The following is a 17,941-nucleotide window of genomic DNA, read 5'->3' on the forward strand; positions in this document are numbered from 1 at the left end:
TTAAGGCCGCTTATGATGAAACGGCTACTTTTGCCTGCTTCACTTTTAAGCTTCTCAGTATAAAATAGAATAACATTCCGAGTGCTGAAAGAGCATATCCTGTTAAAATTATCAGATTCAGGCTTCCTACTGCAAAACCAGAAGGAAATACCTGGCTCATTAAAGTCATGAACGACAGCCCAATCCCAGCTCCCAGAAAGTAACTTGTAGAACTCAAACTTGATGCCAATCCGTAATTTGACGGTTCAACATCCTGAATTCCCATCACTGAAAGCGCTGTAAAACAGAAGGTCATTCCTATTCCCGAAATGCATGCTGCCCCTAATAAAACAACAGTTAACGGATGTCCTGTATAAACCGAAATCAACAACAGCAATCCACCTGCCAGCATAAATAACCATCCTAAAACACCCATTTGTGAAGAGCTGAAACGTTTTGATATGTGAGGAAGGATAAATTTAGCCGTCAAAGCAGAAAGAATACTGAAAGGAACAAGCATTAACCCTGCAGAAGCGGCACTATAGCCCATATCTTTTTGCAGCATCAGGGAAATAAGAAACAGGAAGCCTATAAAAAACGCTCCCAATGTAAAGAATACCGCATTTGAAACCACTAATGACCTGTGTCTGAATAACTGCAGATCAAACAAAGGCTCTGCCACGGATTTCAACCTGTAGAATACCATGACCAAAAGCAATACAGCCAGCACCAAAGAGCCTGTTACGAAGAAAGGCTGATCTTTGATATGAACCAATTCGTGAGTTCCGTATGTTAAACTTAAAAGCCCTAATACCATTACTATTCCGGAAATAATATCCGTCTTCTGAACAGTTTCATTTTTCTCATCTGCCGGCAGGTAATAATAAGACAGAATCAGTGTGATAAAGAGAATCGGAACATTGATCAGGAAAACCCAATGCCAGCTGAGATAAGTACTGATAATTCCCCCTACTGAAAGACCACTTCCGGAACCAATTGCAGCGAATGAACTGAAAATACCGATGGCACGGTTTCTCTCCTGTTCTTCTCTGAAGGTATTGGTAACAATTGACAGAGCTGATGGCATTACCAATGCAGCTCCTAACCCCTGCAAAGCCCGAAATACGGCCAACACTTCAAATTTTTCCGATAGTCCTGCTCCTAAAGACGTCAGCATAAAGATCAAAGCTCCCCACAAGAACATTTTCTTTCTTCCGATCTGGTCTGAAAGCTTTCCTCCAATAATCAGAAAGCCTCCGAAAAACAATACATACAGGGTCTGCAGCCACTGAACGGTCTCTGCACCAATACCGAACTGCTGCTGAATAGAAGGAATCGTTAAATTAATAATGGCAATATCCAACGCTTCTACAAATGTTCCAACCGATGCTAAAATTAATATAATATTCTTCCTTGTATCCATGTATTCAAATTTCCTGCAAAATTAAAATTAACAGAACGAATATTAAAATTTAACCTTAAATTTGGAACGTTATTAATATTTTAAATCATACAAAAGAACAAAACAACTGTTAAAGCAGTTATAATCTATAAAAACAGAACAAAATGGCAGCAGAAAATTATACTCCGGATGAAAAAGACCTTTCGATTTTAAGGCTTCTCCAAAAGGATGCAAAAATGAGCGTCCGTGACATTTCAGCAAGAATCAATTTGAGCCCAACTCCCACCCATGAGCGCATCAAACGGATGGAAAAGCAGGGAATCATTAAAGAATACACCGCTGTGGTAGACCGTAAAAAGGTGAATAAAGGAATGATGGTCATCTGTATGATCGCCCTGAATGTTCACAATAAAAAAACAGCTGGAAAATTCATTGAAGAAGTTGGCAAACTGAAAGAAGTGGTTGAATTTTATAACATCAGCGGAGATTTTGATTTCATGCTTAAGATCCTTGCCCCAAATATGGATGAATTTCATGAATTTTTCGTGAACAAACTTTCAGAAATTGAAGGAATCGGGCAGACCAAAAGTATTTTTGTCATGAACAGTATAAAAGAAAGTGCACAGATCGTATAAAAACCAGAAGTTGTAAACTGATATTACAGCAAGACAATTTTCTTCATAATGGCTTATGTCAGCCAAAATCGTTCTGAATATTTTTTATTATTCAGTCAAATAAACGCTCATTTATACTGTTTCCGGAAAGCACACGTCACTCCCATTTTTTAACTGATTAACATTCTGCACCTCTTGTGAAGAAATATAAATTTTACATCTCAAAAGAGTTTTTTTAATAAAATATCATCAACTGCTTATTAAAAAAAACTGATACATAGATCATACATCATAATTTCAGCGTTATTAAAGAAGCAATTCAGCAACCTGACATTACAAAATATAAATACCTGAAAATCAAATCACTCAAACATACACAACACAGATAGTGTAGCTATGTCGTATGTCATTTTTTGGAAATTTTTATCATTATTGGATATGTTTGTAATGTGAAAAATATAAATCACATCAAAGTAACAATTGGAACAGTACATTCATATGATCAACCTAATAATCTCTCCCCTGCCACTCAAAATTAGATTTAATAAAAAGTAAAAATATCAATAGTAAAAAAACTGCAGAGGTGAGATTTTTTGATACACTAAACAAATAATACCAATCCAAAAACACTAATGAAAAAAAAGAGGCCTAATAACACACTACTTTTATGATGATATATATCTTGAAACATTAAGATATTTAACAGCATTATTTGTTTAGCTAAAAGAGACTGCAACACGAATTGCAGTCTCTCATTTTTTTGCCCAGAAACAGCCCGTCCCCGGGTATATTTTTTACAAAAAAACAACTGTATAATGGAAATACAGCTGTTTCAAAAGTTATATACCGGTATTCCGGATATTTATTTTATTTCCAATAGTTCCAGACTGTTCCGTCGAACACTGCCAATGTTTTACTGGCCGTATCATAGCACATCATTCCGGGATATGGATTTTTCACATTTAGATGCGGTGCATTTATCTGAGGCAGGATCATAGCCTTATTGGGCGATTCAAGCACCAATACTCCATCTGCAGTACTGGCAGGCTCCCCCATCACAACACCTTTCCCCAGCTCCGCTGTACTGTTTACAATAACGGCAGTTGAGCTTCCGGCATCCGATAACGGCTTCCATACATCATTTTCATATACTTTAACTTTATTATCCGTTGTATCAAAAACAAATGTTCCATTAACCAGTGATCCGGTAGCAACTCCTGATGTAGCCGGAAGGATCAATCCTTTTGTATTACCGGACACATTATTAAAATCCAGAACTGTACTCCCCCCATCAACGGTCTGCTTGCCTATAGCTACCTGAGCGAATGATAGATTAAAAAGAATCAGAGCGGCTACTATGCCTATATTTTTTATATTTTTCATACGGTCTTTCTTATTGGGTTAATCATTACAGCTTCTTTCTACGCATTTCCACTCAGTTCCGTTGTATAATTTTATACACTTGTCCTGAATATCATATAACAGCATTCCTTCTTTCGGTTCTGCAATTGCATCTCCGGGTTGCGGTGTCTGGCTTACATGCTGAACTCTTGTCACAACGAATCCTTTGTCTTTTGATTCCATAGCCAGAAATCCGTTAGGAATATTCTCAGGCCATGAATTGCTTTTCTGTTGTACTGTAATTCCAAATTTGGTAAAGCCATCCGGTGTTCCGGAAGCAGCAGGCTTGGTACAGAATCCATCTATCTCATCAATAATTACAGGTGCATTTCCACAGCTGCTCTTATCTTCCGATAATCCTGCCGGCCATAATGAAGGACAGGTTGCCTTTACCGCATTAGGACCACAGAAGCTGGATCCACCGGCACCAAGACCAACAGCAGATCCCATAGCAATAGTAACAATCTGACTATCATTACTGATCACAGCATTGCCTCCACCTCCACTCACGTCTGCTTTTGCAATACAATAAGCTTTACCGGTAGGCACTCCCACATATTTAACTGACGGATAGGTTGTAGACTGCTGGGTAAATGTTCCACATATTTCCACTACGCTGCTTGTCCCCATTTCAATAACAGATGTTGGCCCCTGATAAAATCCTCCTGAACTCGGATCTCCCTGTATAACAGATCCGGTAAGTGAAAGAAAAGCTTTTGTACCCAGCTTCACTCTTGAATCTTTATTACTGCCATAGACTCCAATCGTAATGGAACCGTTAGATTTTACACTTGCTCCATCACCAATTTCCAGGCTTCCCATTACCTGGATACCTGAAGCCTGTAATTGTCCGGATTGTACAATAAGGGTTGCTCCGTCAGGAATGGATATTCCGCTTGCAGTGGAATACCCTCCATTGATACAGTAAGTACTCCCTGCTACCATCGGCTGCCCAGTATAAGCTATACAAACCTGTGCACTCAGGACGCCATAAAAAGCAAGCATTAATAAAAAAAACATTTTTTTATTAATGCTGGAAAAAATTAAGTTATTCATTTGTTTTTATAGTAATTTAACGAATTATTCACATTTTAATAATGAAAAATTATTATTTTAATACTGACGACGACCTAACAAACAATTAGTATACCAAACTCATTTTCAATGTATAAATAATAATAAAATCCCGTATTAAAATTCATTTCATCTAAGCATAACTGTTTATAAAATCAATTTCAAAAAGAGACACAAAATAGTATTAAACAATTCTTTACAACAATAAGAATACGTGTATTTACACCACTACAATAACTTCAAATCATCAATATTTTAACAACAATATTTACTATGAAAAACAATTAAAACAAATCATTTTTAATACTATTTTCACTATAATAAAGTTGGGATAAAACTTAAATTCAATATTCTACACAGATACTACACCACTATTTTTTTCTTTAAATACAAGCATTCGGAAAAGAATCTTTTTTGTTTAGTCAATCAGTCTGATTGTTAAACAGAATGACTTCGTCTTAAAAAAATTGCATTAAAAAACGTAAATTTGCAGCATGAATAACGATACCATTTGTGCATTGGCCACTGCCAACGGAATAGGTGCTTTAGGCATTATCAGAGTTTCAGGAAATGAAGCTTTACCTGTAGTTCAAAAAAGTTTTCCGGCTAAAAAGCTGGAGAAGCAAAAATCCCATACTATTCATTACGGTTATTTTATGGATGGTGAAGAGGCTATTGATGAAGTAATGCTCTCTCTATTCCTGGCTCCGAAAAGTTTCACTACAGAAAATTCTGTAGAAATTGCATTTCACGGTTCACCACATATTGGAAAACGTATTCTTGAAACGCTGATCAAAAACGGAGCACGAATGGCTAAGGCGGGAGAATTCACCCTTCGTGCATTCATCAATGGAAGAATTGACCTTTCCCAGGCTGAAGCTATTGCTGATGTTATTGCGTCTGACAATGAAGCTTCCAGGAAAGTTGCCATCAACCAGCTGAAAGGCGGCATCACCAATGAGATCTCTTTGCTGAGAACCGACCTTCTGAATTTCGTTTCCCTGATCGAGCTGGAGCTCGACTTTGCAGAAGAAGATGTGGAATTTGCAGACAGAACAGCCCTTAGCGGACTGCTTGATAAAATTGAGCTTAAATTAAATTCTCTTATCGAAAGTTTCCAATATGGAAATGCCATCAAAAACGGTACTGCCGTTGCCATTATCGGAAAGCCTAATGCAGGAAAGTCTACCCTGCTCAATGCTCTGCTAAAAGAAGAAAGAGCCATCGTAAGTAATATTGCCGGAACAACGAGGGACACCATTGAAGAAGTTCTTCACATTAAAGGTCATGCCTTCCGGTTGATCGACACCGCCGGACTTCGTGAAACAGTGGATGAAATTGAAGCCATTGGAGTAAAAAAAGCTAAAGAAAAGGTTGAAAATGCCAATATCCTTGTATATCTGGCTGATGCTGCTACGGAAGATTTTTCAGAAGATATTGAAATGATCCAATCTTTGCTAAGAGATGATCTGAAACTTATTATCTGTGCCACCAAAATTGACGAAGTTACGCCTACCCAATACGAAGCTGTAGAAGACATTTTCAGAAATGCTATTGCCCATGAATTTGACTTCATCAAAATCTCAGCGGTTGAAAACCAAAATATTCAGGATCTTAAGAATGAATTGTCTTCATATGTTGAGCAGTTAAAATCTGAAGAAAACAATGTAGTCATTACCAATCAGCGCCACTTTGAAGCTTTACGAAAGTCTTTAGATGCAGTACACAAGGTAAAAGAGGCTATTTCTTTCCAGATTTCAACGGAACTTCTGGCTTATGAGCTGAGAAATGCCTTGGAGCATTTGGGGGAGATCTCCGGTGAAGTAACGAATGATGAGGTACTGGGGAATATTTTCTCTAAGTTTTGTATCGGGAAATAACCTACTCATGATATTTTAAGACTTTACTAGTTTTTATAATGAAGAACCTTATTAAAAATATAAAAAGGCGGATGTGATTTTTCATCCGCCTTCGAAATAATATAAGTCTAGAAAATTTTATCCAGGAAGGAGTTCATTCTCATTAAGGCTTTCCAAATAATGCTTTTTTAAGTGCTGATGCTCCCTGCTCGGAAGAAAACCTGATTGCTTCTATATGATCCAGAGGGTTTAATAATCCATAATCATGGATAAATCCGTTATACGTCTGGATGGTAGTTGGTACGCCTGCTTCATCTAATTTTCTGGCATATGCTAATCCCTCATCATAAAGGATATCATTCTCGGCCAATTGTACCAATGCCGGCGGCAGTCCTTTTAACTGATCTAAAGAGGCACTGAGAGGCGTAGCGTAATACTCTTTTCTTTTTTCCGGATCCGGTAAATAATTATCCCACATCCATTTCATCAATGGAGCGGTAAGAAATCTTCCTTCACCATATTTCTGCCAGGATTCCCGCGTAAAATCAGCGTCCGCTACCGGCCACAATAATAACTGGAATTTGATCTCCGGCCCACCTTTATCCTTGCCCATATGACAAAGTACTGCGGTCATATTCCCGCCTACGCTATTTCCCGCAGCGGCCATATTTTTACCGTCTACACCGATTTCCGCACCATTTTCAGATACCCATTTCGCAGCAGCATAAATCTGATTGATGGCTACCGGGTATTGCGCTTCCGGAGATGGAGTATAATCAGTAAAAACAGCAGCAGCCCCGCTATTCACAACCAGATCTCTGACCAATCTTCTGTGAGTGGGATAATCACCCAATACCCAGCCTCCACCATGTGTGAACATAAATACCGGAAGCTTTTCTGTGGTTGCCCCTTCAGGTTTAACGATATGAATATTTACCGTAATACCATCCTGTGTAATTTCTCTTTCTGTTTCAATAATCCCGGAGTAATCCACTTCTACAGATTTTTGAGCATCCACTAACACCTGTCTTGCTTCCTCGGGCGTTAGAGTTTCCAGGGGGCTTCCTCCACTGTTATTCAAAGCATTTAGAAATTCTCTGATCCCGGAAAGGATCTGCGGGTCGTTTTCCGCTTTACCGTTTGGTGCCATAATTAAAATTTTAATGATTAACTATAATTTATTTGACTTTATTCAAGCCTGAAATATTATTATTTTTCAAGTTCTTCAGCAACAACTTTTGCCATTTCTTTTGAACTGAATGGATTTTGTCCCGTAATCAGGTTCCCATCCACTACAACATTGGAAGTCATAGGGATACATGCTTTTTTCAGATCTGCGCCGCGCTCAACAATTGAAGCTTCGAGATTAAAAGGAACTTCTCTTTTCCTTCTGGCGATGGTCTCCTCAAACCAATCGAAACCTGTCATTGATTTTCCTGTAATCAGATAAGTACCGTCTGAAAGCTTTACATTAATCAATCCTCCCACACCATGGCAGATGGCCGCAACCGTTTTTCCACTTTCGTACTGTCTTCTGATGATATTTTGCATTATAACATCATCGGGAAAATCATACATGGTCGCGTGACCTCCTGCGAGATATATACAATCAAAATCATCGTTCTGAACGTCCGCCAAACTCTTTGAATGATTAAGTTCGCTTATAAAAGCCGGGTTTTCGTAGTATGATTTTGAAATTTTGTCCAATACAAGGGGCTTTAAACTCTCGGGGTCAATGGGAACGTTTCCGCCTTCAGGACTTGCTATGGTGACCACCCATCCCCTATCTTTTGCCGTGTGGTAGATATGAGTAAGCTCACTCAACCACAGGCCGGTTTCTAAGCCACTTTTATAATGTCCGATATTGGTTACAACCAGAAGGATTTTTTTCATTTTTATATCTTTTTTCTGTCATTTAAAGTTAGTAATAAACGAATCGACATAAGTAACCCAATCAAGGAAGATTGTAACCAAATCTCTGTTAAAAAAACAATGGAATTAGCATTGAATTTCTTACTATAGAATAGGTTATGTGTTATGACTGATATGTTCCCCCGATAATAAATATGTCATTGCAGTTTTTTATGCAGAAGATTTCTTTTACAGACAGATTCTATAGATTTTCCATCACAAAATTATCTTTTACTCCAAGCTTTTTCCGATAATAAATTACTGAGACAAACCGCTCTCCATTCTTTTTTTTGAAGGAATGGAGATTTACTGCAACTACAGAATGGAGGAGTCCGAAAACTTTCACAGGAATTTAAAAAAAGTGAATTTTGAACATTGAAATGATAAAGCAATATTCTCCGGTTTCAGAAAATAAAGGTTACTGCAAAGACAGAAAAGCGATGCAAAAAAATTCTGGGTAATGCGATATTGCTGATATGAAAAAAAAACAAAACATTTATAAAACACAGGGTTTTCCTGAATGATGACCATATAATTAATTCACTAACTGATACCATGATACAGGAGGGATATACTCAAAAGTCACTCAAAAAACTATAGACTGCCACCATAGTCGGTCCGTCTGCTTAGACTTCCCCACAATCATTTTATCAAAAAACTAATTTTCAATAATCAAATGAGTACACCATTACATACGATTTTCAGTTGGTTCGAAACTGGAGATTTTCCAACAGAAGCGCAGTTTAAAGAAACATTTTCATCTTTTTTCCATAAGGATTATCCTATTCCTATGGAAAGTATTGAAGGGTTTGGGGAGCTATTCCAATTATTTGCCAGCGCAGAGGAATTTAAAAAGCATTTAGCAGATCCAAAGGCACATTCGGAGTATCTGGCTTTACTTGATGCCGGTAATCTGACGGCAACTCATGTCAATAGCTGGAAAAGTAAACTTGGGATCAGCAATGTTGGTACGATTGACAGTGCTGATCAACCGGGGAATGTGTACACTAAGATACAGGTTGACGGGTTTATTGATACATTAAAAAATACCGATAAAGAATTGGCATCGGGTATAGAGAAAATTAAAAAACTCCTGTTATCCAACGATCTTTCTTTAGACGAGCTCCAGGAAATCGTGGACTTCATCAAAAAAAACCGTGAGGATATTGAAGCTCTCAAAGCCATTGCAGGAGAAACAAGGGAAGATAAAGTAAAACTGTTACTTGACTACAATTGGTTAAGCAGCCCTAAAAACCAGCAGGAATTTAACAAACGGATCTATGATCAGGTCCGGACGCTCTCACAGACGCCCACAAGTGCGGTGGTACAAATCACAGGAAGTACAAAATTTCCCAACACCCTGGAAACAGAACATGTGATCATTCAGGCCAGGGACAGTGTTACAGGTAAAAAAATAAATGTCGACGATTATGCAACCAACCAGATCATAGAGATTAAAATGTTTGGCGAGGTCACTAATCCCATCAATATTCTCATCTTAAAAGTTAAACCATAAAAAAATAAAAAAACATGAATAATAACGCAGTAATAAGTAACAATGCACATCAGGATAATTTTTTCGGAGAGCTGCAACACACCAGATTTCAACAGTTTACAGAATCATTTCCTGATACCTCGAAAGCACTTCCAGGTTGGGTAATTGATTATAAGGGCCAGCTCCATCAATGGAACGGAGCCGAATGGATCAATCTGGCTCAAAATTACGTACATCCGGATTATCCGCTGACCAATAATCCGTTTCAGACAGATCAGACAAGCGGACTTTTACTGCTGAGTCAGCTACTGACCAATAGCTCAGGACACGTTATTAAAATAGCGGGGCGAAATCTTACCAATGCCGATATTGTCTCTATTTTCCTGAATGATGCCACTCAGTCCGGCACCTACACCTGGTCATCCAATAAGATTAAAGCTTATATTGAAAACCTTGTAGGACAAAGCCTTACAGGTGCATTGATTTATCAGCCGGGAGGTTATATTCCCTCTACTGCCAAAGGTTCAATGACAGCTCCTTCACCTGTTACCTCCGCAACCATTAAAACAGGTATGGTCTGGGTAATTACCGCCAATGGCTGGGTGGGAAATGAGCCTGTTTCTGTTGGTGATCATCTTATTGCCAATACTGACAATGCATCCAATCTTCCTAAAAATTACCAGATCATAGAAAAAGGGATTCCTGACATCGTGGATGCTACAGATGCTGTGAAGGGATTGATTCAAATTGCTACAGATGTTGAAGCTATTGCCGGAACCGATCCTCTTAAAGCAATGACTCCAAAATCTACAAAAGCTGTTTTGGATGCAAAAATTAAATCCCAGACATGGCAGATCGGAGATGGCTCTTCCGCCAGTTTTTCAATTACTCATAACTGGAACACACTGGATGTGGATTATATCTGCTATCGTAATGCTGACAACAGAAAAATAAACGTAAGCTGTGTACCAACGTCTAAAAATAATGTACAGATAGATGTTTTGGCTCCTCTTACCCCAAACGAATATAGAATTACTTTAACTGCAAGACTTGACTAATGGCAACACTAATAGCTCCTGAATATTTTAATAATCACATTGCCGTAGAGGGTGAGATTATCGTAAAAAGTGTTCCAAACGATGCAGGTTCTGTATTGGTCTGGAATCCCATCACAAAGAAAATATCTCAAAGAACAAAAGCTGAGATCATTGGTGATTTAGATCTGATGACTTTAAGTACACATCAATTTGTAAATGGCCAAAAATACTTTATAAGCTCCGGAATTGCTGATGAATTTGCCAATAAGCTATGGGTAAGAAGTGAAGACGGATCGGAACCTGGTATCACATTTTGGAAAACAGGACATGTTTCATCTACCTTAACTTTGAGGGATGATGGGTTTCATTTTGGGGTAGCTTCTAAAAATCATTATGACCCCGTAAAAGCAGAAAGGTTTATAAAAAACGGCTCATCTGACAATTACTTTTTGAGAGGAGACGGAACAGACTATGACAGCAGAAAGAAAGAGGATTCCTGGTTTCATTCCACCAGAGATTTCCCATCAGGAACTCTTATTCAAACTGATATAAATTACTCCCAGTCTACAGGCGACCAGTTTCTTCTGGAAATGAAAGGTAATATGTACGGAGGAGGTTTACCTTTAGATGCAAAAATCCAGGGTTATATCTATAATGATACCATTATACAATCCGGAGGATACTCTACGCTTCATTATTTTCATTATATGATTGCCTTAAACAATAACGGCCAATTATGTTTCTGGATTCCGCCTATGTCTTATTGGCAGGGATTTGACGTTAAAGTAACTGCAGGATACGGAGGTTTGGATCAGGGAAAAAACAGAGTCCTATCAATAACTGACTCAGTGGATCCCGGGGGAATTAAAAGGGTTCAGATTAACTTAAAACATTTGTTAACTAAGGAAGGTCTTATTTCAGATAATACATTCTGGGAAAAGAAAAATGTGGGAGGTTATTGGGCATTAGACTCTGATAAGCCTATCGCCGGTCTCAACGGAGATGGCACCCAAACCATTTTATCCGGAGGATTGCTGGCATCAGATGCCTATACGGATAAGCAGTTTATTCCTGCCAATGGCGTCCATGCAAAAGGTTTTGTACAATCTGATGAAGGTTTTTTTAACAGATATTGGAAAGCCAATGTAAGGAATCCTATCTGGTCATTCGGTAATGCTCAAACGTATGGATTATCTTATTATCAGGGAAGCGCTCATGTCTTCAATGAAGGTATAGGTTTTCATTTTGGAGATACGGATAATCCTCTACATTTTCTTGATCGTTCGGGTCTTTTTTATTCTAAGCAAGGTATTTCTTCTGCTTCATTTACTACAGAAAACAAGCAGGTTTTAAATTATGCCAACCCATCTACATTGTATATAGGAAACCCTTCTATCAATAATATCATAGAATCCAATAACAATAGTATAGCACATTATAAAAACGGAGTATCGGGAGTTGTTTGGGATTCTCACAATTTAGATCCGTCAGCTTTCATTAAGACTTCAGATCTAAATAGCTACGTTCCCTACAATGGTGCTGTACAGGATATTAACCTTGGGACAAAAGATTTAGAATTTGATGGAGGCGGATCTATAAGTAAACGTCAGAATAGTGTAAGAATATTTAATAAAGTTTATCAGGGCTATTATGATGTTGGAGGACACACTGGTATTTTAGCGATTAAAATGCCACAGGCTTCTCCAAACGAGACTATGTTTAGCATAGATATCAATATCTATGGATACGAAAGCCAATATTTGGGTAAAGTCAATGTAGCTTTCTACAAATATGTATCAGGTTCTATAATTCCTAATGGATCAAAAGCGATATGGGAAGTAACAGATAATTTTCCAACAACCACTGCAAGGGTTGGAATTGGATCTGACGGCTATGTGAGTATATTATTAGGAGAATCGGACACATTCTGGAACGGATACTTTTCGTTTGAAATCGCTAAAGTGGAAACCAAATATGGAAACTATAATTTAGACTGGAATATAGGATGGTCTCATGCTATAGAATCTAACTTTGACCTGTATAATGGTAATCTTATTCTTTTACCTTCTGATGTAGTAGCTACAAGAAGTTGGTTAGCCTCTTTTGCAGATAAAAGCTATATCCCTAAAGCGGTACAGTACAATAATAACTTCAATAGCCTTGGAGGGTACTCCACTTCCGGAATTTACAGGGCAAATAATGATGAAGGAGGCGTTCAGCATTTGTACAGCCCTATGCTTCATATGGGTACTCAGGATACCACAGCACAATTGCAGGTAAAATATAATGATAATAGCGCAAGTGCAGGCGAATTAGTTTATAGAAGTGGATATAATGGTAACTGGAGTCTTTGGAGAAAAGCATGGGATAATGTAAACTTCAAACCAACTGATTATCAGACGAGAAATACGGATGAAATTATATCAGCGGCAAAATCTTATTACAACAGAATACCTTTTAAATTCAAAAATAGTTCCTACAAATCCTGGGCAATTCAGAAACTTACAAATAACAATTTACTATTTGCGCCATCTGTTTCAAAGAATGCAGAAGACTGGGACTTGAATAACAGTATAGAATTGACCGATACCGGTCTGGTTTCATCAAGAGGATTTAATAAAATCGGTTATGATGACAATTATATTTTAACTGCAGGCGGAGGTCACAGATTAGCTTCAGATTTTATATCATCTTCCAGCTTAAGCAATTATGTAACCTTAAATACCCCGCAGAGCATTAGTGCTAAAAAATATTTCACGCAGGGATTAACTGTCAATACAAATTATGGAGGTTTACCTGTTTTAGGCCAGATGAATAATATACCATCCAAGGTTTCAGCAACTGACGAAACTTATGGAATGGGGATGGGAATAGTAGATTCCGGGCAAGGTTATATACAGCAGCAGAGATTTGATGGTACTGCCCATGCTTATGATTTGCTGTTACAGCCAAGCGGAGGAAATGTAGTGGTGGGATCTAATCAGATGGATTATCATAATGATAAACTGGAGACCATTGGTAAGATTGTATCTAAAGGTAATGAAATGAACTCTGTGAAAACCTACGTCTCTGTTCATGGTGTTGACGAAATCGTTGCAGGCCATACTTTTAACTGGTACAATACTTCCTGGAAAGTGGGTAATATGAGAGGTGGAAGCGCCAATTCAACAGGATACAGATTTGAATTTTCTAATGATGGAGGTGCATCCTATGAAGAAAAAGTAAAAATACATACAGACGGTAATATTACAACGCAAAATTACGGTCAGGCCCAGCAATGGAACCAGGCGTATCAATGGGGAAATCATGCGAACAGCGGTTATGTCAAAGAATGGGAAAATGCCCAGGCAATAGGCTTTTCGAGTGGCTTATCAGCAGGAGCTCCCTACATGTACCATAGAACAGATGGCTATGTATTTTTAGCAACCCAAAGCTGGGCTTCCGGCAGGTTTGTGAACGTTGATGATCAACAGAATATTACAGGGCTTAAAATTATTAAAGGCAGGGCAAGAAATACAGGAACAGGCTGGGGTAATACCAGTACATTCACCGATTATTCATTCTTAATAGAAACTGAAAGTGGTTCCAATACAGATAATCAGTATACAGGCTCTATAGGATTTTTCTCCAATAGCGGAGCACAGGCCGGTATCTATGTAAGAAGTAACGACCATGATGGTACTTCTATGGCTTTTGCAACAACTAATTCATTTGCGGCAGGGCCTCAGATCTCTATGACGATTGATAATCAAGGTACTGTTAATCATGTAAGATCAAGGCCTACATTTCAGGGAAATGTTATTTGGGATGCCGGCAATCTTACAGCTTCCATGATCGGTAACTGGAACAACAAGTTTAAAGATTTAAAGTTTGTGAATGATTTAAGTTTGGTTTCTGAATCCGGAATTTATAGACAGGAAGCTCCATCTTCAGGATTTAACTATACTACTACTTTAAATTTAAATTCATCTGATGGAAGACAACAGTTAACCATCGAAAGAACAGGTGGTGGTATGAAATTCAGAGGAAGCAGTTCAAATTCTGGAGATACCTGGGAGCCTTGGAGAACTGTTTGGAGTGATTTCAATTTTTCTCAAGCCAATATTAACTCATGGAATTCCATGGCCAGTTCCGGGATCAGAGTAAATCAGCCATTTACCAATATTACAGGTAACGGATTAATGGTTGTGGATAACTATAATGGTGGAGAATCCGGTATATACAATGAAAAAGATAAATTCTATTTGGCGGTCTTCCAGGACAAGTATTATAAATATTCAAGTACTTACAAAGGCTGGGAAGGGATTAATTTCAATAAAGGAAATAAAAATATCGGGATAGGTGCACCGGCTCAGGATGCCTATAAAGTAAATGTTGCAGGCTCAATGAACGTGGCGGGCTTAGTGAATGTTACAGACTCAGTAAATGTTGGGAATTCAGCAAACGTTTCGGGCTCGGTAAATGTTTTGGGTACCGTACAGTCTGTCGGAAACTTTAAATCTGCCAACCAGGAACCTAATACTTTATTTATTCCGGACGGAAGCTTAGCCTATCTTGATGATGAGATCACCAATGAGGGTAACCGGATGAGATTATCCCATGCAATGATCGATCAGGATCCGGGAATTCAATATTATGGTTCTGAGAGCAGAATGCTGGTCATCCGATGTACAGATCCAATGAATCCTTTTATATTAAAAGAATGTTTCACCGGTCAGAGAATCCTGGTGATGAATACCCACCGTGAGGACTCGCAGATATTCAGAATAGACAGGATAGATCTTGATTATAGAATACCGCCATATACCTCTATCCAACTATTTGTCTGGGATGAAAAAACAGTCTATAAATATGCACAAAATCGTATGGATTAAAGCAGGAGAATAAAGAATTTGCAGAGCTTCAATGCGACCTTCGAGTTGCTGCTCCCCTACTCTCCTACATCTTCAGAATCGAATAAACCTGTTGAATATGCTATCCGATGGATAAAACAGAAAAAACCGGATAATAAAATTCAAAAGGCTGATCTTGCGATCAGCCTTTTGAATATATAATTTAAGTACCATCACTTTTATAAGGATACCTATTACCAGATCTTTATTCTGTCTTTCGGTTCTTTGTACATTTTGTCACCGGGTTTCACATTGAATGCTTTATAAAACGGTTCAAAATTCATTAAAGGTCCCAAAACACGCCAGTTATCCGGAGAATGGGTATCCACATTGATAAGCTGACGGGACAACTCATCGGTCATTTTTGTACGCCATGCATTCCCCATTGCTAAAAAGAAGCGCTGGTCCGGTGTAAAGCCGTCAATTTTCTTATTTCCCTTTCCCTGCTCGGTCATTTTAAATGCATCATAGGCAATGGCAATTCCTCCAAAATCAGCAATATTTTCACCTGTAGTCAGTTCACCATTCACATGAAGATCATTAAGGATCGTAAAACCACTGTACAGTTTTTGAATCTGTTTTACCTTTTCATTGAACTTTGCTTTATCCTCTTTTGACCACCAGTCTTTCATATTTCCGATCTTATCATACTGAGAGCCCTGATCATCAAACCCATGCGTCAATTCATGGCCAATGACCATTCCTATTCCTCCATAATTGACTGCATCATCAGCATCCTTATCAAACATCGGATATTGCAATATGGCTGCCGGAAAATTGATATCATTCAGATAAGGGTTATAAAACGCATTTACAGTAGCAGGTGTTGTAATCCACAGGGTTTTGTCAACAGGTTTTCCCAGTTGTGATAATTGAAATTCGAAATTATCGCGGTTACAGGCAATAGTATTTTCAAAATATTTCGTCTTATCAATATTTACTTTACTATAATCCCTCCATTTATCCGGATATCCGATTTTTCTGCTGATGGCGTTCAGCTTTTCTTCCGCTGTTTTCTTGGTAGCATCACTCATCCAATCCAATTGCTGAATACGCTTGGCAAAAGCTTTGGTCAGGTTAGAGATAAGCTCATCCATTCTTTTTTTCGCTTCCGGTGGAAAATATTTCTCGACATACAATTGTCCTAAAGCATCTCCCAGCCCTTTATCAGCAGCTATTCCCATAAGTTCCCATCTCGGCTTTTGTTTCTTTTGCCCTGACAGGACTTTTTTGTATTCAAAAGAGGCTTTTTCAAAATCACTGCTCAGCAGATCCGCATAAGAAGTAAGGGAATGTGCTTTCAGGTAAAGCTTCCAGTCAGCAATCGGAACCGTTTTCAGCATGGCATTCAGCTTATCATAATAGGCAGGCTGCTCCATATCCAGTGATTCTACTTTTGCCCCCAAAGTTGTAAAGAACTGGTTCCAGTTTAAATTGGGCTGGTCCTTTTCTATTTTGGACAGGGTTACTTTATTATAATTCGCTGCAACATCACGAAGCTCAACATTTGTTTTATGGGATGATGCTAAATTTTTCTCAATATTATAAACAGTTTCTGTATTTTTAGCTGCCGTTGAAACATCAGAACCGGTAAGTTTGAATAACGACGTTAAATAGTTTTTATAAGCATCCTGAATCGCTTTGGTTTCTTTATCATTTTTAAAATAATAGTCTCTGTCAGGAAGTCCAAGCCCTTTCTGTGTCAGCCAGGCAATATTCATCGCACTGTTCTTCTGGTCTGCATATACCATAAAACCGATAAGGCTTTCTGTACCGTTCTTTTCTTCTTCAGCAACAAACTTCATAAGCTCCGGTACGGATTTGATGGCATCTATCTTCACCAGCAATGGCTTCACAGGTTCAGCCCCACGTTTGTTGATGGTTACAGAATCCATTCCGGAGGCGTAAAAATCACCTACCTTTTGCTGAATACTTCCGGCTTTCCCCTGGCTTTTTGCAGCATCTTCCAGAACGGATCTTATTCTTTTCTTTGTTGAATCTACAATATCATAAAACCCGCCCACATAGGACTGATCACCTGGGATTTTTGCTGTTTTCATCCAGTTTCCCACTGCATATTCATAGAAATTATCACCCGGTTTTACCGATTGATCCATGTATTTCGTCTCGATATAATGCTCACGGGAAGCCTCAGTCTTATCTTGTTTACAGGAAATAAAGCAACAGGCTGCAATTCCCAATGTTGCAATAGTCAGATTTTTTATTCTCATACGTCTGGTTAATAAAGTTTTATAATAGCATTTTGCCAATTACCTA

11 protein-coding genes are annotated in these 17,941 nt (G+C 38.3%); 5 read left to right on the plus strand and 6 right to left on the minus strand.

Features of this window, described 5'->3' with window-relative positions:
• Window positions 1–10: 10 nt before the first annotated feature.
• Window positions 11–1,402: an MFS transporter gene (locus BBI00_RS09845; protein WP_065398601.1), complete on the minus strand. Its 1,392-nt coding sequence runs from the start codon at window positions 1,400–1,402 to the stop codon at window positions 11–13.
• Between the two features lie 143 nt (window positions 1,403–1,545).
• Here BBI00_RS09845 and BBI00_RS09850 point away from each other — a divergent pair, with 143 nt between their 5' ends.
• Window positions 1,546–2,016, plus strand: coding sequence for an Lrp/AsnC family transcriptional regulator (locus tag BBI00_RS09850; RefSeq protein WP_065398602.1), 471 nt, complete (start codon window positions 1,546–1,548; stop codon window positions 2,014–2,016).
• 846 nt (window positions 2,017–2,862) lie between these two features.
• Here BBI00_RS09850 and BBI00_RS09855 read toward each other — a convergent pair.
• On the minus strand, window positions 2,863–3,378 hold the full coding sequence (locus tag BBI00_RS09855; protein WP_065398603.1) for a hypothetical protein: 516 nt from the start codon (window positions 3,376–3,378) through the stop codon (window positions 2,863–2,865).
• Window positions 3,379–3,396: 18 nt separating this feature from the next.
• Entirely contained in the window at window positions 3,397–4,416 is a 1,020-nt protein-coding gene (locus BBI00_RS09860; RefSeq protein ID WP_123902257.1) for a hypothetical protein, read from the minus strand.
• A gap of 548 nt (window positions 4,417–4,964) precedes the next feature.
• Here BBI00_RS09860 and mnmE point away from each other — a divergent pair.
• On the plus strand, window positions 4,965–6,350 hold the full coding sequence (mnmE, locus tag BBI00_RS09865) for a tRNA uridine-5-carboxymethylaminomethyl(34) synthesis GTPase MnmE (RefSeq protein WP_065398605.1): 1,386 nt from the start codon (window positions 4,965–4,967) through the stop codon (window positions 6,348–6,350).
• Between the two features lie 142 nt (window positions 6,351–6,492).
• Here the strand turns inward: mnmE and BBI00_RS09870 are convergent, their stop codons facing one another.
• Both BBI00_RS09870 and BBI00_RS09875 read right to left on the minus strand, forming a co-directional pair.
• Window positions 6,493–7,479 carry an alpha/beta hydrolase gene (locus tag BBI00_RS09870; RefSeq protein ID WP_065398606.1) on the minus strand — a complete coding sequence of 329 codons (987 nt, stop codon included), beginning with the start codon at window positions 7,477–7,479 and terminating at the stop codon, window positions 6,493–6,495.
• A 59-nt stretch (window positions 7,480–7,538) separates the two neighbouring features.
• Window positions 7,539–8,222 carry a type 1 glutamine amidotransferase domain-containing protein gene (locus BBI00_RS09875; protein ID WP_065398607.1) on the minus strand — a complete coding sequence of 228 codons (684 nt, stop codon included), beginning with the start codon at window positions 8,220–8,222 and terminating at the stop codon, window positions 7,539–7,541.
• A 694-nt stretch (window positions 8,223–8,916) separates the two neighbouring features.
• Between BBI00_RS09875 and BBI00_RS09880 the strand changes: the two genes are divergently transcribed.
• Genes BBI00_RS09880 through BBI00_RS09890 form a run of 3 tightly spaced genes read left to right on the plus strand, consistent with a single transcriptional unit; the run spans window position 8,917 to window position 15,646 of the window.
• A complete protein-coding gene (locus BBI00_RS09880) occupies window positions 8,917–9,756 on the plus strand; it encodes a hypothetical protein (protein WP_065398608.1) in 840 nt (279 codons plus the stop codon).
• A gap of 14 nt (window positions 9,757–9,770) precedes the next feature.
• Window positions 9,771–10,793: a hypothetical protein gene (locus BBI00_RS09885; RefSeq protein WP_065398609.1), complete on the plus strand. Its 1,023-nt coding sequence runs from the start codon at window positions 9,771–9,773 to the stop codon at window positions 10,791–10,793.
• Window positions 10,793–15,646, plus strand: a complete 4,854-nt coding sequence (locus tag BBI00_RS09890) for a hypothetical protein (RefSeq protein ID WP_065398610.1) — start codon at window positions 10,793–10,795, stop codon at window positions 15,644–15,646. The genes BBI00_RS09885 and BBI00_RS09890 overlap by 1 nt, the downstream gene beginning before the upstream one ends.
• 212 nt (window positions 15,647–15,858) lie before the next feature.
• Here the strand turns inward: BBI00_RS09890 and BBI00_RS09895 are convergent, their stop codons facing one another.
• Window positions 15,859–17,895, minus strand: a complete 2,037-nt coding sequence (locus BBI00_RS09895) for a M13 family metallopeptidase (RefSeq protein ID WP_065399697.1) — start codon at window positions 17,893–17,895, stop codon at window positions 15,859–15,861.
• Window positions 17,896–17,941 lie beyond the last annotated feature (46 nt).

This window comes from Chryseobacterium arthrosphaerae, from assembly GCF_001684965.1.
Classification (GTDB): Bacteria; Bacteroidota; Bacteroidia; order Flavobacteriales; family Weeksellaceae; genus Chryseobacterium; species Chryseobacterium arthrosphaerae.